Origin of the sequence: Glaciecola nitratireducens FR1064 (assembly GCF_000226565.1) — a bacterium.
In the GTDB taxonomy this organism is placed as follows: Bacteria; Pseudomonadota; Gammaproteobacteria; order Enterobacterales; family Alteromonadaceae; genus Glaciecola; species Glaciecola nitratireducens.
Genome location: NC_016041.1, coordinates 2,590,835 through 2,613,945, shown reverse-complemented (window position 1 = coordinate 2,613,945; position 23,111 = coordinate 2,590,835). Strand labels below are relative to the sequence as shown.

21 protein-coding genes are annotated in these 23,111 nt (G+C 43.2%); all 21 read left to right on the top strand.

Annotated elements, in window-relative coordinates:
* Nucleotides 1-73: 73 nt before the first annotated feature.
* On the top strand, nucleotides 74-400 hold the full coding sequence (gene fliE / locus GNIT_RS11275) for a flagellar hook-basal body complex protein FliE (RefSeq protein WP_014109336.1): 327 nt from the start codon (nucleotides 74-76) through the stop codon (nucleotides 398-400).
* A gap of 11 nt (nucleotides 401-411) precedes the next feature.
* On the top strand, nucleotides 412-2,106 hold the full coding sequence (fliF, locus tag GNIT_RS11270) for a flagellar basal-body MS-ring/collar protein FliF (protein WP_014109335.1): 1,695 nt from the start codon (nucleotides 412-414) through the stop codon (nucleotides 2,104-2,106).
* Between the two features lie 12 nt (nucleotides 2,107-2,118).
* Complete coding sequence (gene fliG, locus GNIT_RS11265) at nucleotides 2,119-3,162, top strand: flagellar motor switch protein FliG (protein WP_014109334.1); 1,044 nt, start codon at nucleotides 2,119-2,121, stop codon at nucleotides 3,160-3,162.
* The gene (gene fliH / locus GNIT_RS11260; RefSeq protein ID WP_014109333.1) at nucleotides 3,162-3,974 is read left to right on the top strand and encodes a flagellar assembly protein FliH; all 813 of its coding nucleotides are present in this window, start codon (nucleotides 3,162-3,164) and stop codon (nucleotides 3,972-3,974) included. The genes fliG and fliH overlap by 1 nt, the downstream gene beginning before the upstream one ends.
* Nucleotides 3,955-5,322, top strand: a complete 1,368-nt coding sequence (gene fliI / locus GNIT_RS11255; protein WP_014109332.1) for a flagellar protein export ATPase FliI — start codon at nucleotides 3,955-3,957, stop codon at nucleotides 5,320-5,322. Before fliH ends, fliI begins: the two co-directional genes overlap by 20 nt.
* Nucleotides 5,323-5,385: 63 nt before the next feature.
* Entirely contained in the window at nucleotides 5,386-5,838 is a 453-nt protein-coding gene (gene fliJ / locus GNIT_RS11250) for a flagellar export protein FliJ (protein ID WP_014109331.1), read from the top strand.
* A gap of 117 nt (nucleotides 5,839-5,955) precedes the next feature.
* The gene (locus GNIT_RS11245; protein ID WP_014109330.1) at nucleotides 5,956-8,238 is read left to right on the top strand and encodes a flagellar hook-length control protein FliK; all 2,283 of its coding nucleotides are present in this window, start codon (nucleotides 5,956-5,958) and stop codon (nucleotides 8,236-8,238) included.
* A 185-nt stretch (nucleotides 8,239-8,423) separates the two neighbouring features.
* Nucleotides 8,424-8,942: a flagellar basal body-associated protein FliL gene (gene fliL / locus GNIT_RS11240; RefSeq protein ID WP_014109329.1), complete on the top strand. Its 519-nt coding sequence runs from the start codon at nucleotides 8,424-8,426 to the stop codon at nucleotides 8,940-8,942.
* A gap of 87 nt (nucleotides 8,943-9,029) precedes the next feature.
* The gene (fliM, locus tag GNIT_RS11235; protein WP_014109328.1) at nucleotides 9,030-10,088 is read left to right on the top strand and encodes a flagellar motor switch protein FliM; all 1,059 of its coding nucleotides are present in this window, start codon (nucleotides 9,030-9,032) and stop codon (nucleotides 10,086-10,088) included.
* Nucleotides 10,089-10,159: 71 nt separating this feature from the next.
* Nucleotides 10,160-10,618 carry a flagellar motor switch protein FliN gene (gene fliN / locus GNIT_RS11230; protein WP_014109327.1) on the top strand — a complete coding sequence of 153 codons (459 nt, stop codon included), beginning with the start codon at nucleotides 10,160-10,162 and terminating at the stop codon, nucleotides 10,616-10,618.
* Entirely contained in the window at nucleotides 10,578-11,081 is a 504-nt protein-coding gene (gene fliO / locus GNIT_RS11225) for a flagellar biosynthetic protein FliO (RefSeq protein WP_083822442.1), read from the top strand. The genes fliN and fliO overlap by 41 nt, the downstream gene beginning before the upstream one ends.
* Nucleotides 11,074-11,853 carry a flagellar type III secretion system pore protein FliP gene (gene fliP / locus GNIT_RS11220; protein WP_014109325.1) on the top strand — a complete coding sequence of 260 codons (780 nt, stop codon included), beginning with the start codon at nucleotides 11,074-11,076 and terminating at the stop codon, nucleotides 11,851-11,853. The genes fliO and fliP overlap by 8 nt, the downstream gene beginning before the upstream one ends.
* A 4-nt stretch (nucleotides 11,854-11,857) precedes the next feature.
* On the top strand, nucleotides 11,858-12,127 hold the full coding sequence (fliQ, locus tag GNIT_RS11215; RefSeq protein WP_014109324.1) for a flagellar biosynthesis protein FliQ: 270 nt from the start codon (nucleotides 11,858-11,860) through the stop codon (nucleotides 12,125-12,127).
* A gap of 4 nt (nucleotides 12,128-12,131) precedes the next feature.
* Nucleotides 12,132-12,908, top strand: coding sequence for a flagellar biosynthetic protein FliR (gene fliR / locus GNIT_RS11210; RefSeq protein ID WP_014109323.1), 777 nt, complete (start codon nucleotides 12,132-12,134; stop codon nucleotides 12,906-12,908).
* Between the two features lie 21 nt (nucleotides 12,909-12,929).
* The gene (flhB, locus tag GNIT_RS11205; protein ID WP_014109322.1) at nucleotides 12,930-14,057 is read left to right on the top strand and encodes a flagellar biosynthesis protein FlhB; all 1,128 of its coding nucleotides are present in this window, start codon (nucleotides 12,930-12,932) and stop codon (nucleotides 14,055-14,057) included.
* Nucleotides 14,058-14,323: 266 nt separating this feature from the next.
* A complete protein-coding gene (locus GNIT_RS11200) occupies nucleotides 14,324-17,317 on the top strand; it encodes a ligand-binding sensor domain-containing protein (RefSeq protein ID WP_238526889.1) in 2,994 nt (997 codons plus the stop codon).
* Nucleotides 17,318-17,398: 81 nt separating this feature from the next.
* A complete protein-coding gene (gene flhA / locus GNIT_RS11195; protein ID WP_014109320.1) occupies nucleotides 17,399-19,498 on the top strand; it encodes a flagellar biosynthesis protein FlhA in 2,100 nt (699 codons plus the stop codon).
* Nucleotides 19,499-19,530: 32 nt separating this feature from the next.
* Nucleotides 19,531-21,078 carry a flagellar biosynthesis GTPase FlhF gene (gene flhF, locus GNIT_RS11190; protein ID WP_014109319.1) on the top strand — a complete coding sequence of 516 codons (1,548 nt, stop codon included), beginning with the start codon at nucleotides 19,531-19,533 and terminating at the stop codon, nucleotides 21,076-21,078.
* Entirely contained in the window at nucleotides 21,075-21,926 is an 852-nt protein-coding gene (locus GNIT_RS11185) for a MinD/ParA family ATP-binding protein (RefSeq protein ID WP_014109318.1), read from the top strand. The genes flhF and GNIT_RS11185 overlap by 4 nt, the downstream gene beginning before the upstream one ends.
* Nucleotides 21,927-21,937: 11 nt before the next feature.
* A complete protein-coding gene (locus tag GNIT_RS11180; RefSeq protein WP_014109317.1) occupies nucleotides 21,938-22,666 on the top strand; it encodes an RNA polymerase sigma factor FliA in 729 nt (242 codons plus the stop codon).
* 51 nt (nucleotides 22,667-22,717) lie between these two features.
* Nucleotides 22,718-23,101 carry a chemotaxis response regulator CheY gene (gene cheY, locus GNIT_RS11175; protein ID WP_014109316.1) on the top strand — a complete coding sequence of 128 codons (384 nt, stop codon included), beginning with the start codon at nucleotides 22,718-22,720 and terminating at the stop codon, nucleotides 23,099-23,101.
* Nucleotides 23,102-23,111: the final 10 nt, after the last annotated feature.

The window sequence follows — 23,111 nt, the reverse complement described above, 5'->3', positions numbered from 1 at the left end:
ATTGGCACTGTAATTGCAAAATCGACCTTAGACGAAGTGATTTCTTCAAAATTATGACACTAGGGGTTGTGTGATGGACATTAAAGCAAATGCTATCTACCAAGAAATGCAAGCGATGGTTGGCGATATCAAGCCGCTTAAGATGGATGTGCCAGCAATTCAAGGCAATGGGTCTGCAAGCGAATTTTCTGACATGCTCAGCCAAGCGCTAAACAACGTTAACGGTCTGCAAAAAGAGTCGCGAGATATGCAAAAATCTTTCGATATGGGCGACCCAAATTTAAGCCTAGCTGACGTGATGATTGCTAAAGAGAAGTCAGGCATTGCTTTTGAAGCAACGATGCAAGTGCGCAATAAAGTACTTGAAGCCTACAAAACTATAATGAACATGCCAGTTTAAGGAAGTAACTCGTGGCTGAAGCAACAAGCACAGAATTAACACTCTCCAACAGTCTTGACGGCATGGATGATTCGGTTGAAAGCAAACCGACTCTTATGGACCAGTTAGGTACGACTGAAATGGTGCGTCAAATTACCTTAGTAGTCACCTTGGTTATTTGTATCGTTATTGCCATTTTTGTCTTTCTTTGGTCAAAGGAGCCGACGTATCGTCCATTGGCACAAATGCCTACTCAAGAGCTCATTGAAACTTTAGACTTTCTTGATCAAAGCGAAATCCAATACAAGCTTGAAGGAAATACGGTTTACGTCGTTGAAGAACAATTTAATGACGCAAAATTTGGCATGGCGCGCCAAGGGATTAGCAATGAAGCCTCGCAAGGCACCGATATTATTATGCAAGATATGGGTTTTGGAGTCAGCCAACGGGTTGAGATGGAGCGATTGAAACATGCTCGAGAACAACAAATTGCGCGCACAATAGAAGATATGAACGGTATTGGGAAAGCACGCGTTTTGCTAGCTTTACCTAAAGAGAATGTGTTTGCTCGCAGAGAGAAAAAAGGCAGTGCAACTGTAGTAGTAACGGCGAGTCGTGGTAATGTTGTTAGCGCTCAAGAAGTAGATTCTATTGTAGATATCGTCGCTTCAGCGGTGCAGGGCATGGAACCGAGCAAAGTAACGGTAACAGACAACAATGGTCGCTTACTTAATTCAGGATCTCAAGATGCCGGCGCATCAGCTGCTCGCAAAGAATACGAGTTAGAAAAAAGACGTGAAGCGGAATATATGGAAAAAATTGATTCCATCTTAATTCCTGTTTTAGGGCTAGGAAACTACACAGCACAAGCTGATGTAACCATGGATTTTACAGCAACGGAGCAGACCCAGCGTCGCTACAACCCAGATTTGCCTGCTGTTCGAAGCGAAATGATTTCCGAACAAAGTAATGTAGGTAACGTTATTGCTGGTATTCCTGGCGCCTTATCAAATCAACCGCCAATGGACGCTACTATCCCTGAAAATGCAGTCGGGGCCGGCAATGGAGCGCCACTACCAGGCAGTAATAGCAAAGAACAAACTCGCAATTACGAATTAGATACAACAATTAGTCACACTAAACAGCAAACCGGTGTTATTCGACGCTTGAGTGTATCCGTAGCAGTTGACCATTCATCTGTCACAGCAGCTGATGGCACCGTTACAAGTGCGCCAATGAGTCAAGAGCAAGTACTCAACATTCGTCGCTTGCTGCAGGGAGGCATTGGTTTTGATGTGACTCGAGGAGATTCACTTGAAGTGGTGAGCATTCCGTTTAACAGAATTGATATGGGCGAAATAAAAGAAACACCTTTCTGGGAACAAGACCGTTTTATGCCTATACTCAAGTTAGTGTTGGGCGCACTGGTCATTATTATTCTGATTTTCTTTGTGGTTAGACCAATGCTCATGAAACTTATCTTCCCTGAGAACAACATTGCAGATAATGAGTTCGATGAATCTGATCTAGATTTAGGTGAAGATCCGTTAGCCATCCTAAACGATGAATTTGATGAGTCACAGGTAGGTTTTGCCGCTGATGGTTCATTAATGTTACCTAATTTACGCAAAGACGAAGATGTGTTAAAAGCCGTACGTGCTCTCGTTGCCAATGAGCCTGAATTATCAGCACAAGTGGTTCGTGGCTGGCTATTACAGGACGAATAAGGAGTAAAATTTATGGCTGAAGCAGTTGTTGAAAAAGAAAAAACACCAAAGTATGACGTCAATAAACTAGAGGGCGTAGAAAAAGCCTCCATTTTATTATTGAGCCTAACAGAAGATGATGCAGCACAAATTTTAAAATTCTTGGAGCCTAAACAAGTGCAAGCTTTAGGCTCTGCGATGGCGGCTATGGATGACATGACGCAGGACAAAATTACGGCTGTGCATACGCATTTTATAGACGAAATTCAAAATTACTCGACCATTGGCTTCAAGAGTCAAGACTTTGTGCGCAGAGCATTGACTTCCGCGCTAGGCGAAGACAAGGCTGCCCATCTACTTGACCAAATACTCACTGGCAGCGGTGCTAAAGGTCTGGAGTCACTGAAATGGATGGATTCCAAGCAAGTAGCCACCATTATTCGTAACGAACACCCGCAAATACAAACGATTGTTATGTCTTATCTTGAGCCAGAGCAATCTGCCGAAATTTTGGCGCAGTTTCCTGAAAAAGTACGCTTAGACTTATTGATGCGTGTTGCCAATCTTGAAGAAGTGCAGCCAGCAGCATTGCAGGAGCTCAACGAAATCATGGAGAAACAGTTTGCTGGTCAAGCCGGCGCGCAAGCTGCGAAGATGGGCGGACTGAAATCTGCCGCGAACATAATGAATTACCTTGATACAAATATCGAAGGCCAGTTAATGGATGCAATCCGTGAAACTGATGAAGAGATGAGCCAGCAGATTCAGGATCTAATGTTTGTATTCGATAATTTGATTGACGTTGACGACAGAGGTATTCAAGCGATACTGCGTGAAACTCAACAAGAAAGCTTAATGAAAGCCATTAAAGGCGCTGATGAAGAGCTGCGTAACAAAATTACTGGCAATATGTCCAAACGGGCCGCTGAAATGTTGCTCGATGATTTGGAGGCCATGGGGCCTGTACGCTTGAGTGAAGTTGAAGCGGCACAAAAAGAAATTCTGTCTATTGCTCGACGATTAGCTGATGCCGGTGAAGTCATGCTAGGCGGTGGCGGCGGTGAAGAATTCGTCTAATGAGTACTTCAAGCAGCAAGCCACAAGCACAATCAATTAAAGTGAGCTCAAATGAGTCTTTTAATGACGCCAAAACGTGGGATTTGCCAAGCGTAAATTCTGATGTGCAAAGTAATACAACAAATGCCTTGAACAAAGCGCGCACGTGGAAGTACGAACCGCCAGAAGTGGAAGAAGAAATTAAGCCGCTTACAGCCAAAGACATTGAAGCAATCAGAGCTGCCGCTTATGACGAGGGTTTTGCTTTGGGTAAGCAGCAAGGCTTCGACACCGGTTTTGCAGAAGGCAATCAAGAAGGACTTGAAAAAGGCAGCATTGAGGGTAAGGAGCAAGGTCTAGCCGACGGCATGTTGGCGGGTCAAGAGCAAATGGACGAGTTAGCAAGAAGTTGGCAATCTATTATAGAACAAGCTGCTAATCCATTGGCGCAAGTGAACCAAGAGCTGGAAAAAGAACTCGTTATCCTTGCTGTAAAATTAGCAAAAGCGGTTATTAATGTTGAAGTTACCACGCAAAATGACGTGCTATTAAGCGCCATAAGCGAAGGCATTAAAGTGCTTCCGATCCAAGAAAGTCAGTATCAATTTCAAATGCACCCCGTTGATGTCGCCATGGTCAAGGGACATTTTGGCGACGAAGCAATTGCCGAAAACAATTGGAAGCTGATTGAGAATCCAATTATTGAGCGCGGTGGTTGTGAGCTTAGTACGCAAAACAACGCCGTTGACATGTCAATTGAACGCAGAACAACCGATGTATTTACCCAATTTCTAAACGCCCAAGGATTGCATCATGACCCTCGCAATAGCTGATAAAATAAAGCAATTGCAAGAACAGGTTCCGAAAGCTGTGGCTATTTCTTCTGGTAAGTTGATTAGAGGCGTAGGGTTGACCCTAGAAGCCGTAGGTTGCCAAGTGCCCGTGGGTGGACGTTGTTTAGTGCAAACAAGTCGAGGCCAAATTGAAGCTGAAGTTGTTGGCTTTTCTGGCGATGTTACCTATTTAATGCCAACAGAATCAGTTAAGGGTATTGTTCCTGGTTCACGTGTTCAGCCTTTATCGCATGATAACGGACTCGCTGTAGGTGATGAGCTATTAGGTCGGGTGATTGATGCCAATGGTGAACCCCTCGATGGCAAAGGGCCGATAAAATGCAAACAAACAGCTTCATTAACGCCTCCTCCGATTAATCCTTTAACTCGTAAACCTGTTAATCAACCGCTTGATGTTGGTGTGCGTGCTATTAATACCGTGTTAACCGTGGGCAAAGGCCAGCGAATGGGATTATTTGCAGGCAGTGGTGTAGGTAAAAGTGTATTGATGGGCATGATGACGCGCGGAACTACCGCTGATGTTGTTGTGGTTGGCCTCATTGGCGAACGCGGCCGAGAAGTAAAAGAATTTATCCAAGATATTTTGACTGCCGAAGAGCGAGAAAAGGCTGTTGTTGTTGCGGCTCCTGCAGATACCTCGCCATTGATGCGCTTAAAAGGCTGTGAAGCTGCTGTGACCATTGCTGAGTACTTCAGAGATCAAGGTAAAGATGTATTGTTGCTAGTTGATTCTTTAACAAGATACGCAATGGCGCAGAGAGAAATAGCCCTAGCCATTGGGGAACCGCCTGCTACCAAAGGATATCCACCGTCAGTATTTGCAAAACTACCTGCCTTGGTCGAACGAGCAGGTAACGGTACAGAGCTGCAGGGGTCTATTACCGCTTTTTATACGGTATTGACCGAGGGTGATGATTTACAAGATCCTATCGCTGATTCAGCACGCGCAATTTTAGATGGTCATATTGTTCTTTCGCGCCGTTTAGCCGAGTCGGGACACTATCCGGCCATTGATATCGAATCATCAATCAGCCGCGTTATGCCGCAGGTAGTGAATGAAGAGCACGTGCTTCAAGCGCGCAATATTAAACAAGTCTATTCAACCTACCAGCAAAATAAAGATCTCATTAGCATTGGTGCCTATGCACGCGGCACTGACAATAGAATTGATTTATCGATTGCAGCTGAGCCCGCGATCAATGCATTTTTACAACAAACGATGGGACAAGTGATTTCGTTTGAGAAATGTGTTGAGTCAATGGGCACATTAAACGGTGGACTCAATGCAGCGTCAGCACATGGGCAGAAAGCCCAACAGCCTAGGTAGTAAAGCAAATGAATACTTTAGTGGATAGCACCAGCCAATGAAAAATCAACATAAGCAATCACAATGAGTAATTTAAAACAGTTACAAATGGTTGCTGAACTTGAAATCAAAAAAGAACAGAAGCTGGCGCAAAATTACCAATTTGCTGCAAAGAACCTGCAGGATAACCAGCAGAAACTAAGCGGCCTTGAGCAATATCGTCTCGATTACCTTAAGCTCATTCAACAAAAAGGCAAACTTGGCGTTGAAGCAAAGCAGCTGCATCAGCACCTATCATTTGTCGCAAAACTCGACCGAGCCTGTGAACAACAAATTCAGTTTGTCAGTCAAGCCGTTTTAGTTGCTGATCAGCGCAAACGTCAGTGGCTCGACCAGCAAAAGCGCCGTAAAGCCATTGAAATGTTGATTGCATCCAAAACAAAAGACGCGATTGCCGTCGAATCTCGCGCAGAACAACAGATGTTTGACGAAATTGCCATTCAAAAATTCGTTCGCAGAGGTCCGGTTCTGCGCTAGTTGGTACAGCCCTTGCAAAACATCCTATAAGCATTTGTTTAAAATATTTCAAGTTGTTGTAATTATTGATTAAATTTAAACAAACCCGAATTAAACGGTCAGGATGAAATTAGTATTATGCAACAATTTGCCACTACTCAAACAAGTATTGCCGCTAACAAACTACCATTTGAAGACGTTAAGTTGTCTTCAGCGGTATCTCGCGACGCAAGCAGTTCATCATTCGAAAACAGCGCTCAGAAAAGTGCCTTTGAAGAAGCGCTCGCTAAACAAGAGCAATCCAGTCGATCTTCAGGTAATAATGCGCGACAGGATGCAGACCGAGCATCCGCGAAATCTGATCGCAGCAAGCAAAGCGACGCGCAGGATAACGCCAACGAAGTTCGCCAAAACAGCATAGATGAAGCGAATGAAGAACAACGTACTATTCAGCGTAACAAAGAAATGGCAGAAACGAAGGCTGAAGATAAAGCGCGTCAGCAAACCGACATTACTGAGAAAAACCAATATATTGCGACTGCAAAAACTGAACTGAATACCGCGGACGCAGAAGAGCATGGCGAAGCTGCCCTCATTAATCATAATGAGCTTAGCGCCAACGCAAAGAAAGAATCAACAGACCCAAGCCTAAAAGCTGAGAATATTACAGATGACTTTGATTGGGTTTCCTATGTGAATCAAGTTAAAGATTTATCAGAATCCAAAGATGTCATTCCTAATGATTTGTATGTTGAGGATAAAGAATCAAAGCTTGATATCTTTGCACAAACAATCGCATCGTTAACGTCGGAAAATAAAACGCAAGATAGCGGAAATACAGCTGCAGTTGACGCAATAAATACCGGAGCCGATCCTGAGTTTTTAGAGATAAGGCTAACAGAAGAAGAGTTAGCCACTTTAATTAACGCGGCAGGCGGCAATGCAGACGAATCGTTAGGCTTAAACAGCGAAGCCATGGCAGAACTCGATACCGCAATTGCAAAACTTTTGAACCAGTTAATGGTGAAAGAAGAGAAAGATACTAGCCCTATGGTCCAGGATGAATCCGCAGCGTCGCTCAAAGACGCCGATTTACTCAAGGATTTCTTGCAAGCATCAACAAAGATACCAAACGATGAATATGTTGTTCCAATACCTCATGAAACAGCGAGCGACGAGTTAAGTATTGAGAGTGAGAGTGAGAGTGAGAGTGTGCTTGGTCAATCTATCGAACTGACAGATGCTCTTGTTGATGCACAAATGAGTACGCAGGAAACGTCCGCTCTTGATTTAAGCAACATAAAAACGGATGAAAATTTAGTCCCCAAGCCACTAGGATCAGCAGAGACTAAAGCTGCTGATTTGACCGATCTCGAAACTGAGCAGCTTAACGCCACTTTGTCTCAACAGGCAAAGGTAATACCAGAGAAAACTGAAAAAACCAATGAATCTCCTCTGTTTGTGCCAGTCGATAAAGCATCAACTAAAAAGCAAACTGAACTGCTAGCAAAATTACCGCCTGAAGCTGAAAGCAGCGCGATTGATAATATCGCGAAGCGCGTAGAATCAGTCATATCTGAATTAAAAACAGAAGGTAAATCGACTGAATTCATTGCCGCACTGCAGGCTGGTGTTAAAGAAATGAAAGAGCAATTAAAACTAGGCAGAGAGCCTGGTATCGATTTAAAAAGTTTAGTTACTGATGCGCTCGCTGCCGCTGATGTGAAAGTAACGGGTAATACTGACACTGCTCTGGAAAAGCAGCTGAATCAAGTCAGCAATATTTTGGCGGCTGCAACGTCATTAAATCAGAGCAATCAACAACAGAATTACTTAAATACGGGCCTGAATGAAGTTCAGGGGATAAAAGAAGTCGCACAACAGCAAATTGAAAGTACGAGATTAGCTCAGCAAACGACGGCGAGTGATAAAGGAGTCAATATTTTTAAGCCTGAAGGCCAGCAACAGCTAACTGAAAAAGTTCGCTGGATGGTGAATAGTCGAAATATCAGTGCTGAAATTAGGTTAGATCCACCTGATCTTGGCGGTATGAACATTAAAGTTAACTTGTCGGGTGATTCCGCCTCAGTAAGTTTTGTTGTGCAGTCGCAGCAAGCTCGTGAAGCGCTTGATCAAGCGACTCCAAGATTGCGTGAAATGCTTGAAGAGCAAGGCATTGAACTAGGCCAATCCTCCGTTGAGCAAGAGAGTCGCGGACGTGATGGACAAGCCGAACAAGGCAGTCTTGCAAATAATTCAAACGCTTCGAGCAATTTGGCACAACAATCGCAAGATGGTTTACAAAACGATGGGCAACATGCAGATCAACAGATAGGCGATGACGGCTTAAATGATAATGGTGCGGTTATTGAGCAACGTATCAACGGTGGCAGAATAGGCGGGATTGATTACTACGCTTGATGACGAATGTGAAAATGACGTAAAAACGGCGCAAAAAAGACAAAAACACTGTCAAAGAAAAGGCGTATAATTAGCCGTAAGTTTATTGACGGCGCGTTGACACAATTCTGACAGCAGCGCTTACCAAGTTGTAGAAGCGCCTTCTATGTATAGGCACCCAAATACCAATATGAGAGAAAAGTCACATGGCAGATGAAGAGTTAAAAATTGAAGAAGGCGGTAAAAAGAAAAGCAAGTTAATGCTTATTATTATTGTTGTCGTCTTATTAGCCGGTGGTGCTGGTGCATATTTCTTCTTGTTCATGGGTGACGAAGTTACGGTAGTGGAAGGCGAAGCGGGTGCAGTGCAAAATGACGCTGTTGAAAGTGCTGCGCCAGCAGAGGGGCAAGCTTTGTATGTTGCTATGCCCAGACCCTTCACGTTTAATGCGCCCGGCGTGGCTCGTGAACGGATTGTCCAAATTGAAGTGCAGTTGATGGTGCGTGGTATAGCCAATGAAGAGTTGGCAAAGCGGCATATTCCTATGATCGAAGGTACTCTGCTGCAAGTGTTTAGTGCGTCGAATGCTGATGATCTAGTGACCGACGTTGGCAAAGTTGAATTAAAAGAACGAGCGACCTCTCAGGTGCGTCAAGTAATGAGAGAGCTCGAAAAATCGACGGTTGTTGAGCAAGTGCTGTTTACAGGTTTTGTTATTCAGTAAGAATAGACCAATCTGCGAAAGCCGCTATATTTACGGTTAGTTAATTAAGTTACTCATAATATTGAGTAAGCAAAAACGAGAATTAATGTGAGCGATTTATTATCACAAGACGAAATTGACGCGCTACTCCACGGCGTTGACGATGTTGAAGAAGAAGAAATCGAGGAGGTCGAGAATGACGGCTCGGCTATGGAGTACGATTTTTCTTCTCAAGATCGGATTGTTCGCGGACGTATGCCAACGCTGGAAATCGTGAATGAACGGTTTGCTCGGCATATGCGAGTGAGTCTCTTTAATATGATGCGCCGTTCGGCGGAAGTATCTATTAATGGCATTCAAATGATTAAGTTCGGTGAATATATCCACACATTATTTGTCCCTACCAGCTTAAACATGGTGCGTTTCCGTCCACTGAAAGGAACGGGACTGATTACTATGGAAGCCAGACTGGTCTTCATCATGGTAGATAACTTCTTTGGCGGTGACGGCCGTTACCATGCAAAAATTGAAGGGCGTGAGTTCACGCCAACCGAGCGCCGAATCATACAGATGTTGCTAAAGCTCATCTTTGAGGATTATAAAGAAGCTTGGGGACCTGTCATGGACGTGTCTTTTGAGTATTTAGATTCTGAAGTAAACCCTGCAATGGCGAATATTGTCAGCCCTACAGAGGTTGTCGTGATCAGTTCTTTTCATATTGAGCTTGACGGCGGCGGCGGTGACTTCCATATTTCGTTACCTTATTCGATGTTGGAGCCAATTCGCGAGTTACTTGACGCCGGTGTGCAAAACGACAAAGAAGATACTGATTTCAGGTGGAGCAAAGCACTGCGTGATGAAATTATGGATGTGAAGGTGGGTTTGACCACTCACTTGCTCGATATTACCGTGACGCTAGAACGGCTCATGAATTTTGAAAAAGGTGACATTATTCCGATTGATATGCCCGATACAGTGACGGTGTTGATTGAGGACTTACCCACGTTCAGAGCTAAGTTAGGTAAATCGCGTGAGAATATAGCACTGAAAATTACAGAAAAAATTCCTAGGCCAACATCGGTGAAATCCGAACTGCAGTTATTAACCCGAAATGGCAAAGTAATAGATAACGACGCTGAACTACAGGTTCTAGAAGAAGATTTATAAAGTACTGATGACGCATTGACACAGTATTTATATCATACAAAGTAAAACGGTTTATAAGACAGGAAAAAATTATGAGTGAAGATGGCGAAGGCTTAGATGATTGGGAAGCAGCAATGGCTGAGCAAGCAGAGGCAGAAGCGGGCGAAGGTAAGGGCGGTGATCCACAGGATGACATTGATGCCATTATGAATGAGCAAGCGGCTGGTGGCGGCGCAAAGCCTGCAGAATTTGACGAACTGCAAGAAGATGCACCTATCACGGTAGCGGAAAAGAAGAAGCTCGACACTATATTAGACATCCCTGTGACGATCTCGATGGAAGTCGGTCGAAGTGAAATAAGTATCCGAAATTTACTGCAATTGAACCAAGGTTCAGTGGTCGAATTAGACAGAGTTGCAGGCGAACCTCTAGATGTTTTAGTAAATGGCACGTTGATTGCTCATGGAGAGGTAGTAGTCATCAACGATAAATTTGGGATTCGGTTAACCGATGTTATTAGTCAAGTCGAGAGAATCAAAAAACTCAGGTAAAAGCCTTTATAAAATAGGGGCTTACCTTCTATTCTTATTTCTATTTTGTAGCGTGGTCAGCGCGGAGGCTTCGGCCTCCACCCCCCAGACCCTACAGAACCCCTCATCAATACTGTCAATTTTTCTTAGCCTTTTACTCGTAGTCGCCATTATTTTTGCGCTCGCTTTCATTGCGCGCCGGTTTAATGTCACTCAAGCAGGAAACGGTCAATTAAAAGTGGTTGCATCGATGGCTGCGGGCGCCAAAGAAAAAATCATGGTTATCGATGTTGGCGGTGAACAATTTCTAATCGGTATTACAGCGCACAACATCAACCAGTTGGGCAAGCTTGAGAATCCGATAGAAACTAGCATTACTAATAAAAGTGGCGCACAACCCGCTAATCTTGCATTCAAGGATAAGTTGGTAAAAGCGATGGCTGAAACGATGATTGGCGCGAAAAAGGGGAAAGCCCATGAATAGTCACATGTTGACCCGTGGCTTTATTGCCAAACTTGCGTTGTTAATCGCACTGACCATTCTGTTTAGTGGAAGCGCCATCGCAGAGCAGGGAATTCAAGCGATTACGGTCACAACAACCGATGACGGTAATCAAGAATATTCGATGACGCTGCAAGCGCTCTTCATTATGACGGCGCTCAGTTTAATTCCTGCGTTTATCATGATGATGACGTCATTCACGCGAATTATTGTTGTATTGTCAATTTTACGTCAGGCGATTGGCCTACAACAATCGCCATCAAATCAAATTCTCATTGGCGTCAGTTTATTTTTATCCATGTTTATTATGGCGCCTGTGTTTGAAGAGATTAATGAAAAAGCATTGCAGCCTTATTTAAGCGAAGAGATGACGTCAATAGAAGCGTTCAATATCGCAAAGGAGCCGATGCGTGCCTTTATGCTGTCGCAAACTCGAGTCAAAGATTTAGAAACGTTTGTGCAAATTGGTGGATATGAGGATTTATATGACGATCCTGCTGATGTGCCTTTGACCGTATTGATTCCAGCATTTGTTACCAGTGAACTAAAAACCGCTTTCCAAATTGGCTTTATGTTGTTTATTCCGTTTTTGATATTGGACTTAGTGGTGGCATCGATACTGATGGCGATGGGGATGATGATGCTATCGCCCATGATTGTGTCATTGCCTTTTAAGCTCATGTTGTTTGTTCTGGTTGATGGTTGGAACCTTATATTTGGTACCTTAGCCACTAGTTTCGGTATGGGAGTCTGACCCTATGAGTCCTGAGGTATTCGTCGAAATATTGCGCGAAGCGATGTTGGTGGTCATTGTGCTAGTGTCTGCGGTGATTGTACCCAGCTTAATTATTGGTTTGATAGTGGCAGTTTTCCAAGCCGCGACTTCAATTAACGAACAAACCATGAGTTTTCTTCCACGCTTAATTGTTACTTTATTGGCATTGAGTTGGGGGGGCAGTTGGTTGGTGCAAAAGATGATGGATTTCACTTTTGAAATGGTTTACCGCATTCCGTCGGTGGTTGGTTAAATAGATGGAAATACTAGAATCAACAATTATTAATTTTCTCTCAGACTACCTGTTGCCGTTTATGCGCATTTCGGGTTTGTTTGCGGCAATGGTCGGTATTAGCGCCAAAACTATACCAACGCCGATTAGGACATTATTAGCCGTATTGTTGACCTTTATGATCGTACCTAATGTTCCCCCCGTCCCCGTTGATGACTTGGTGAATCTAGGAACCTTTTTACTGGGTATTAAGCAATTAATTATCGGTATTGTCATTGGTTTTATTTCGATGATGGTATTGAACACCTTTGTGCTCGCTGGCCAAATTATTGCAATGCAAACAGGTTTAGGCTTCGCTTCTATTGTTGACCCTGTGAATGGCATTAGCGTGCCTGCTGTAGGCCAGTTTTATCTTATTTTGGCAACACTGTTGTTTTGGACTTTTGACGGCCACCTAGCCATGATCCAGATGATAGTGATGAGTTTTAAAGCTTTTCCCATCGACTCACCATGGTGGACTGGCGAACAGTTTCGCTTAGTTGCACATTGGGGGGGGTGGATGTTTATTTCAGCCGTCACTATGTCTCTAGCGCCAATTGTTTCTCTATTAATCGTAAACCTAGCATTTGGTGTTATGACTAAAGCAGCACCGCAGTTGAATATTTTTAGTTTGGGCTTTTCAATCGCGCAAATCACCGGGTTGGTTATTATCTATATTACTTTAAGTAACCAGGTCTATCACTTTGAGCAACAATGGCAGCGAGCACAAGAATTTATGTGCAAGCTATTGTTGACCTGTTAACGCTATTTAGGACGATAAAAAATGGCTGATGACTCGTACGAAAAGACCGAGGAACCCACACCCAAAAAACTCGAAGACGCCCGAAAAAAAGGGCAGATTGCGCGATCTCGCGAATTGTCCACCGCGTTGGTACTGGTTTTCAGCGCAATCGCGTTCTTTTTCGTCGGTAGTATCATAGCGAAAGCAATGTTTGAAGTTATGAAGCGCTCCTTTACGCTGTCGCGTGATGAAACCTATGACAAAATCCACATGTTTCAAATATTGGAAATGGCAGTTACTGAATCTAGCTTACCGGTGATGATGTTTATGATTATTTCATTAATTGGAGGTGTTTACGGCAGCATTGCTCTTGGTGGTTATAATTTCACATGGAAATCAGCAGCACCCAAAGGCAATCGTTTGAGTCCGCTTGAAGGCTTCAAAAGAATGTTTGGTATGAATGCCTTAGTTGAGTTAATCAAAGGCATTGCTAAAGTTTTGGTGATTGGCTTCATGGCTTATTTAGCGTTGTATATTTTTAGAGATGAAGCGTTGCATTTAGACATGGAGCTTTATCCATTGAACCTATTTCATGCCTTAAATATGGTTGAATGGGCATTTTTACTCTTATGCTGTGGGATGATACCAATTGCTTTGATTGACGTGCCTTATCAGAGCTTCAAGCACAATAAAGAAATGAAAATGACGCTACAAGAGGTAAAAGACGAACGTAAAAATGCCGAGGGTGATCCACAAGTCAAAGGCAGGATCCGAAGGTTACAATATCAAGCCTCCGCTAATCGTATGATGCAAGCCGTGCCAGAGGCTGACGTTATTGTTACCAACCCGACACATTATTCGGTCGCTATTAAGTATGAACAAGACGGCGACCGAGCACCGATAATGGTTGCGAAAGGTGCAGATGAACTAGCAATGCATATTCGTAAAATAGCTAACGCACATGACGTACCTATAATTCAATCTCCAATGCTAGCGCGTGCTATCTACTATAGTACAGAGCCCGACCAGGAAATTCCTTCCAAACTATTTATGGCTGTGGCGCAAGTTCTGGCTTACGTCTATCAATTGAAAGCCTATAAAAAAGGCAAAGCAAGCCGTCCGAAAGCACTCAAAAAGAATCTACCGATACCGCCAGAGCTGAGACGTTAACCTTGATATATAGTGTCTCTTTTTGCTAAACGTAACAGGCTGCCAGCTTATTTAGTGGCTCCCAAAAGCGCAAGCATGTTAATTTGCAACTAGATGCTTTCAGTAGACTAAATCGACAACTTGCTTAAAAAGTGAAAGACAATATAATCAAGATAATAAAAGCATAGTTTAACTAAGTAATCACGTTTAGGACTGCTATCTCAAACGACTTTTGATATGAGCTTACTATCGACATATTAAATTTATTACGTGAAACAGGTAAGCATTTGAAGCCACTAATAGATAAGTTCTTGTATTGTTGCCTGCTGGGCTTGGCTGCCTTATCGCTGGGTTATAGCTCTCTTGTTATGTGCTCGGACGCATCTCAATACCAAACTTCCCGCATTAAAAATTACGGTGTCAGTGACGGACTCAAGCAAACGTCTGTGTATGATATTGCTTTAGACAAAAACGGTTATATATGGCTTGCTACCCAATCGGGAATCGACAAGTTTGACGGCTACAACTTCACTAATTACGGTCAAAGCGATGTCCCAGGAAAAGGACCTTCAGGTTCATTGATATACAATTTAGAAATTCATCCTATCTCAGGGGATATTTGGATTGCGACGGTGAACGGTTTGAACGTTTTGCGTTCAGAATCCCAGTTGTTTGAATCGTTTGAGCTCTATGATCATCAAGGTAAGTCTGACAAATCGATTAAGATAATTTTTATCGATTCAGACCAGAACATCTATGTCGGCACAGACAAAGGCTTATATAGACAAAGAGCGGATGAAGACGGATTTAAAATCGTTTCAATGCCAAATCAGGCGACCGTTATTATTGATGTTATCTCGTTAAACAAAGATAAATTGTTGGTTGCTACCAGCAATGGTGTAATGAGCTATAACAAAAAAACAGAGGTCTGGCGTGATGAAATTCTGCCAATGCTCGAAGTTACTGCACTGGAAATAGATAACCAAGGCTACTTGTGGGCTGGCACCAAAGCTCAAGGTCTATTTAGAGCGAAAATTGGCGAGGACACTTTTTCTGCTGTAACAAGCGTTGTCTCTACAGTGGGTTTCTCCGACAGCATCATAAACGATATTCAACAAATGAATGATGATTCTATTTGGGTTGCAACGACCAGAGGAATTTTCATCTTTCCCGATCCAACTGATACTTCGTTTGTTAACTTAGTTAACCGCGCGAATGGCGGTGAAACGAAAGTAGAGGAGCACGTCAGTAAGCTCTTTAAAACTGATAGTGGGTTAATATTCTTTGGCACCTACAGTTCTGGCTTCAACGTATTGGATTTGAATTCAACTATGTTCAGTCGCTTTTTCTTATACCCAAATCAAGTCAGCTATTTCGTTGCTAAGGAAGCTGACGATAGCTTGTGGGTGGCTACCAAAGAAGGCGTTTACAAAGTTAACGCTGACAATAGCGTTGAGGGCCCTTGGATAGGAAAGTCTGAAAAAGAGTCGATTAATCAAGTGAAAACCTTAGCCTTTCAAGACAAGACAAATACGCTTTGGATTGGTTCGCGCTTAGGCTTAGGTAAACTTGTCTCAGGTGACACATATATACGAGACATGGGCATTAAAAATGCCTCTGTCTATTCGATAACGGTTGGCTTGGACGAAAACATATGGGTCGGCACATGGACAGAAGGTTTATATGTTTTTGATCCCGTTGCTAACCGCATTGTAAAAAACTTTGATTTGCCGATGGCAACAAGAATATTGCCAATATCGGATGACTTAGTTTTAGTTTCGACAGCCAACGGGCTGATACTAATTAATCCTCAAACGGATGAAATTAGAAAGTTAAATAATGATCCAGAAGATAAAAATAGCTTAGTTCATGATGTAGTAACTTGGGTTTCAGCGCGTGATGAAACTAGTTACTATGTTGGCACTCAAGGACATGGACTATTGTTGTTAGAGCTAAGCGACTTTAACGGTGAAGCAAAATTTAGTCGATTATTTTTGAATACGATATTGTCTGCTTCTTCAATTGCCGCAGTAGTTGGTGATGACAATGGAAATCTGTGGATCGCAACAGAAAGTAAAATTTTTCGTGCCAGTTTAGAATCGGGGAGAGTCGATGCATTTGATGATAATGATGGCGTAAATACGACAGGATATTACATTGGTTCTTACGCTAAAAAGAATGACGGAACTATCGTTTTTGTTGGTGATCAGGGCGTTACTTACTTTTCCCCAGAGCTCGTTGAAAAGCCCGATGACTTGCTAGGTCTTCATTTTACGCGAATTGCTATTTTAAATGGAAACGACAGCCGCGGTATTAATGAGAAATTCAATATTGTGCCAAATGAAGAAGCCGCGGTTACGAGGATATTATTATCACCAGACGACATTTTGGTTAGCATCGAGTTTGCCGCAATTGAGTTCGGTAGCCCTGAAAGCATTGAGTATGCATATCGCTTAATTGGCTTCGACGATCGCTGGCAGTATGTCGATAGTAAAAACCGTACGGCTACTTACACAAATTTGAGTCCTAGCACTTATATTCTCGAGGTCAAATCAACCAATCGATACGGCGTTTGGAATGACAAGCCACAGAGAATGACTATTCAGGTATTGCCTCCATGGTGGCAGACCGTTTGGGCTACTATCACTTTTGGTATCCTAGCAATCGTTTTAGTATTTGTTATATTCAGATGGCGCACTTACGCATTGCACAAGCGCTCAGTGACGCTCTATCAAAACGTGCAAGAAAAAACCATTGAGCTGCAAATGGCCAATGAAAAACTGACCTTGCTAACGACCCTAGACCCTCTTACTCAAGTCTATAATCGACGAGGCTTTACCGACGCTGTTGGAAAAGCGTTCTCAAAGTATAAAAGAAGTAATGAGTTGTTCTCTATTATTCTGATAGATATTGATTTTTTTAAACGTATTAACGATGAATATGGTCATGAAGCAGGCGACCAAGTGTTGATCAAATTTGCTAACGTTCTTGCGCAATGTATGCGCGATTACGATATTTTGGCGCGCTGGGGCGGAGAGGAGTTTATCGTCTTATTGCCTAACACAGAACTCAAAGACGCCATTAATATCGCGAATAAATATCGCGAAAGGATCCGCAATGAAGTCTTTACTGTGGCTGACACCTCACTTCAAATATCATTAACTGCAGGAGCCGCGGACATTGAAGGATATACCTCTGTTGATCAATGCATCAAGCGCGCAGACGACCTCTTATATGAAGGTAAAAACTTAGGTAGAGACCAAGTATTACCCATGCTCTAATTTTTTTCATAAACTCCAGCGTGTTGGCACGGTAGTTGTAATACAAGCAGTATTATTACTTAGATGTCAAAATTCTGTTGTATGCAATTAACTTCCGCTTTTCAACGTGTAGATAGAACGCAATTAAAAGGTATCGCTGCTGGTATGGGCGCGCCAATTGTCGTTTTAGCCATTATGGGCATGGTCATTTTGCCGATGCCAGCTATTCTTTTAGATGTGCTTTTTAGCTTCAATATTGCTCTATCGCTCGTCATTATTTTGGTTTCTGTATTAACTAAACGTCCTGTCGATTTTGGCATATTCCCCCTTGTTCTATTGGTTGCTACCGTTTTGCGTTTGGCCCTAAACGTTGCCTCTACGCGAATTGTGTTATTGGAAGGGCATGAGGGTGGAGACGCGGCTGGGAAGGTCATACAAGCGTTTGGTGAAGTAGTTATCGGCGGCAATTATGTGGTGGGTGTCGTCGTCTTTGCAATCTTGTTGATTATCAATTTTAAAGTAGTAACGGCGGGTGCTGGACGTATTTCTGAAGTTAGCGCTCGATTTACCTTGGACGCTATGCCGGGCAAACAAATGGCGATTGATGCCGACTTGAACGCTGGTTACATCGATCAAGATCAAGCGAGAAAGAGACGAGAAGAAATCACCTCTGAAGCTGACTTTTATGGTTCGATGGACGGTGCGTCTAAATTTGTAAAAGGGGACGCAATCGCTGGCCTCTTCATTATGTTAATCAATATTGTCGGCGGTTTATTCGTGGGCATGTTTCAACATGATCTAAATTTTTCCACGGCGATGGAAGTTTATACCATCCTGACGATTGGTGACGGACTCGTCGCACAAATCCCGTCTTTGCTACTTTCTGTTGCAACCGCAATTATCGTTACCCGAGAAAATGACTCGCAGGAAATGGGGCATGAAATTAGAGAGCAGTTAGCCAACCGCAAAGCTCTTTACATTACCTCGGGCATTCTATTTGTTATGGGCATCGTTCCGGGCATGCCGCATGTTGCTTTCCTTGGCTTCTCTGCTGCCGTGTTTGCTTATGCTTTCTTTAGAGACAAGATGAAAGCGAAGGAAGCAAAAGATAGAGCGCTAGTAGAAACAATGCCGGATTCAAACAAAGGCCCTAGTGAAATCAAAGAACTTGGTTGGGACGATGTTCAACACGTCGATACTATTGGACTCGAGGTGGGATACCGTCTTATTCCGCTTGTAGATAAATCTCAAGGCGGTGAATTATTGACGCGAATCAAAGGCGTACGTAAAAAACTGTCGCAAGAGCTGGGTTTCCTTATTCCGCCTGTGCACATTCGTGATAATTTGGACTTTTCACCTAATGCTTACTCCATTTCGATGATGGGAGTGTCAATAGGTGATGCGGAAATCAGTCATGACAACGAGCTAGCGATTAATCCTGGTCAGGTATTCGGTGAGCTATCGGGAACCAAAACCAAGGATCCTGCATTTGGCTTAGATGCTGTCTGGATCAAAGCTAACCAACGTGAACATGCACAAACCCTCGGTTATACAGTTGTTGATTCTGCCACAGTGGTCGCCACACACCTAAGTCAGTTGCTAACAACGAATGCATATCAATTATTGGGACACGAAGAAGTTCAGCAGTTACTTGATATGCTTGAGAAAACCAATCCGAAACTAGTGGAAGGACTAGTACCTGATATTTTGTCGCTGAGCACCATTGTTAAAGTACTGCAAACGCTGTTGTATGAAGGCGTGCCAATTAGAGATATGCGTACAATTTGTCAAACACTGTGTGAGTACGGCCCTAAAAGTCAAGATCCAGACGTATTGGTGTCTGCCCTGCGAATTGCACTGAAGCGTTTGATTGTGCAAGACATTACGGCAGGGGGTAATGAAATACCGGTTATCACTTTAGCGCCAGACTTGGAACAGATGTTGCATCAGTCATTACAAGCAGGTGGTGAAGATGGTGCTGGTATTGAGCCAGGCCTTGCAGAGAAAATTCAGCAATCGTTAACTGAGGCCAGTCAGCAACAAGAACTCGCTGGCGAGCCTTCGGTACTATTGACATCAGGCATGCTACGTCCGGTGCTATCAAGGTTTTTGAAACACGCTGTTGTAGGATTACATGTGTTGTCGTATCAAGAGATACCCGACGACAAACAAATAAAAATAGTGTCATCAGTCGGTCAATAAACTGACGCATTACAAACACTAACGAGGACATCATGAAAATTAGACGTTTTTTTGGCAAAGATATGCGTGAAGCGCTCAAGCAAGTGAAAGACGAACTTGGCGGCGACGCAGTTATTATGTCTAATAAAAAGGTAGCAGATGGCGTAGAGCTTGTTGCTGCAGTGGATAAAGAGACTGAAATGACAAAACCGGCTCCCACAATAAGCTTAGGCAGAAGGTCAAAAAATACGCCAACCCTGAGCGAAATAATTGGTGATGATGGACCTGATAGCCTCAAAGCACTACTGGAAAAACAGCATGCAGGTAAGTTAGTTGACGAAAATAGCGATGGATTTGAAAGTGTAGCGCTTTCCAATGCGGCTTATGGTCGCAAAAATGAGCAATACACTGATAAAGAAAACAGCAAACAGTATTCACAACAGCGTAGCGCTCAATCACCGCAGCCGACACAAGCTGTGAATCAAAATCAACCTCGCGTTAGTCAAGCCTATGCCGATTCACAGCAGGCAGAAAAGCGTCGTCGCGAGGCAGAACTAACCCATGAATACGCAAGAACTCCAGTAACCAAACCGATGGATGATTTTTCAATGGAACATGACTTTGCCGACAGCCAAGCGTCAGATTTATTCAGCCAAGACAAAAGTTTCTCTTCAAATGATGGGCTTGATTTTATCAAATCAGAACTGGCTTCTATTCGTAATGTTTTACAATATCAAGTGAATGGCTTGAGTGATGAAAAGAGCAAACGTAAAAACCCAACACACTATTTTCTCGGTAATAAGTTATTAGGCATGGGGATCAGTGAAAGACTCGTCGAGCAATTAGTGAGTTTTCTGCCACCCCAAGCGACTGAAACAGAAGGCTGGGATTACTTATTGAATCTAATTTCCAATCGTCTACACATAGGCGGCAACGACATTTTGCAACAGTCAGGTATTGTTGCTTTGGTCGGACCAACAGGCACAGGTAAAACGACAACAGTTGCAAAATTAGCCGCAAAATTTGCACAGAAGTATGGTGCTAATGAAGTCGCCATGATTACTGTAGATACATATCGAATTGCGGCTTTTGAGCAATTAGCGACATACGGTAAAATTATTGGCTGTACCGTGAAAAAAGCACAGACATCTGAAGAGTTAGCCCATATACTTTATCAATTAAGGCACAAAAAATTAGTCCTTATTGATACCGCCGGTTTTAGTCAACGTGACGCTCGTTTAGTGACACAGTTAAATGATTATGAAAAAGAAACGACGGCAAACATTAAAAAATACTTAGTATTGCCTGCAGGCGCGCAGTATCAGGTGTTACATCAAACCATACAAGCGTATAAGAACATAAACCTTACAGGCTGCATTTTCAGTAAATTAGACGAGTGCTATAGTCTTGGAGAGGCCCTAAGTGTGGTCATCGAAAACGACCTTAGACTAAGCTACGTAACGGATGGACAGAGAGTGCCAGAAGATATAAAACTTGCCGATGCAAAAAATTTAATAATGGTAGCGTCAAAACTTTATAAAAAGTATGCTTTGGCGCATACTAGCCCATTGAATTCTGATGAGGGTGTCAGAGCAGGATGATAGAAGATCAAGCGAGTAGCTTAAGAAAAATGAATAAGTCCAAATTAATTAAAGTCATGGCGGTCACAGGTGGAAAAGGTGGTGTGGGTAAAACCAACGTGTCTTTGAATTTAGCCATCTCTTTAGCCAAGCAAGGCAAGCGTGTTCTTGTGCTTGATGCCGATTTAGGTCTGGCTAACGTTGACGTTTTACTTGGACTGCGTGTAGATAAAAATTTATCACATGTACTCAGAGGCGAATGCACCTTAGATGACATTTTAGTAACGGGTCCTCACGGCGTTAAAATCGCGCCTGCCACTTCAGGCTCAAAGTCAATGGCTGAGTTGGGTCCTACAGAGCACGCTGGTCTTATTAGAGCCTTCAGCGAGTTGCGCACCGAAATAGATGTGTTGATAATCGATACTGCAGCCGGCATTTCTGACATGGTCATGAGCTTTTCTCGGGCGGCACAAGATGTTCTTGTCGTTGTGTGTGACGAGCCTACCTCACTGACCGATGCCTATGCATTGATAAAAATACTGAACCGTGAGCACGGCGTTTTTAAATTTAAAATCGTTGCGAACATGGTTCGAAGTGAAAGGGAAGGGAAAGAACTGTTTAGTAAGCTTTCCAAGGTGACAGGGCGATTTTTGGATGTTGCATTAGAGTTGGTGGGAGTGATTCCATTCGACGAGAATATTCGTAAATCAGTACGTAAACAAGCTGCTATTGTTGATGCATATCCATCATCGCCTGCGGCATTGGCGATAACTAACCTAGCTCAAAAGTCCATGACTTGGCCCATACCGGCGCAACCCGGCGGGCATTTGGAATTTTTTATTGAGCAGTTAGTATCGAGAAACGAGTAGGTAACTAATCAGTGAGTAACAAAGTGGCAGTCTATCAACAACAAATTGATAAAAACCAACTGGTCGAGCGGCATGCGCCTTTGGTGAAAAGAATTGCTCATCATCTAATGGCAAGGTTGCCAGCAAGTGTTCTCGTGGACGACTTGATTCAAGCAGGGATGATTGGCTTGCTGGAAGCAGCAAGAAACTTTGATGGCTCCAAGGGTGCAAGTTTTGAGACCTTTGCCGGTATTCGCATTCGCGGTTCGATGCTTGACGAAATTCGAAAAGGTGACTGGACTCCGCGTTCGGTTCATAAGAATAGTCGAGCAATAACGCAAGCTATTTCTGATGTGGAAAAAGCGACCGGCCGCGACGCACGCGACATTGACGTAGCTGAAAGGCTGCAAGTGTCGGTGCAGGAATATCATCAAATGTTGAATGAAGTTAACGCGGGTAAACTTGTTGGAATCGAAGATCTGGGCGTAAGTGAAGACGTTCTTACCACCGACGCAACGAAAGGAGCAGACAGTCCTTTTGAAGATATGGTGCAAGGATCATTTCAGAAAGCGCTGGCTCGGGCGATAACAACATTACCAGAGCGAGAAGCGATCGTGCTCTCACTTTATTACGACGAAGAGTTAAACTTGCGTGAAATTGGCGAAGTGCTCGAGGTGAGTGAATCACGAGTGAGTCAAATTCATAGTCAAGCAATGTTAAAGTTAAAGTCGAAAATGCAGTCATGGCGTACAGCCGACTAAGTTTTCTCCGTTTTATTTTTGTAGTTAATTTGTACCTCAGCGGAGGCAGTTTTGAATAAGAATATGAAAATCTTAGTTGTTGATGATTTCTCAACGATGAGGCGTATCATTAAAAATTTGTTAAAAGATCTTGGCTTTACTAGCATTCAAGAAGCAGATGACGGAAATACGGCATTGCCTATGCTTGTGCAAGGTGATTTCGATTTCGTTGTAACGGATTGGAATATGCCAGGTATGCAAGGGATCGATCTTCTTCGCGCAATCCGCGCTGACGATAATTTAAAGCATTTACCTGTTTTAATGGTCACTGCAGAAGCGAAGAAAGAACAGATAGTTGCCGCGGCGCAAGCGGGGGTAAATGGTTACGTTGTAAAACCGTTCACAGCTGCAACGCTAAAAGAAAAGCTAGAAAAGATTTTTGAACGTCTAGGTTAACAGCGATATT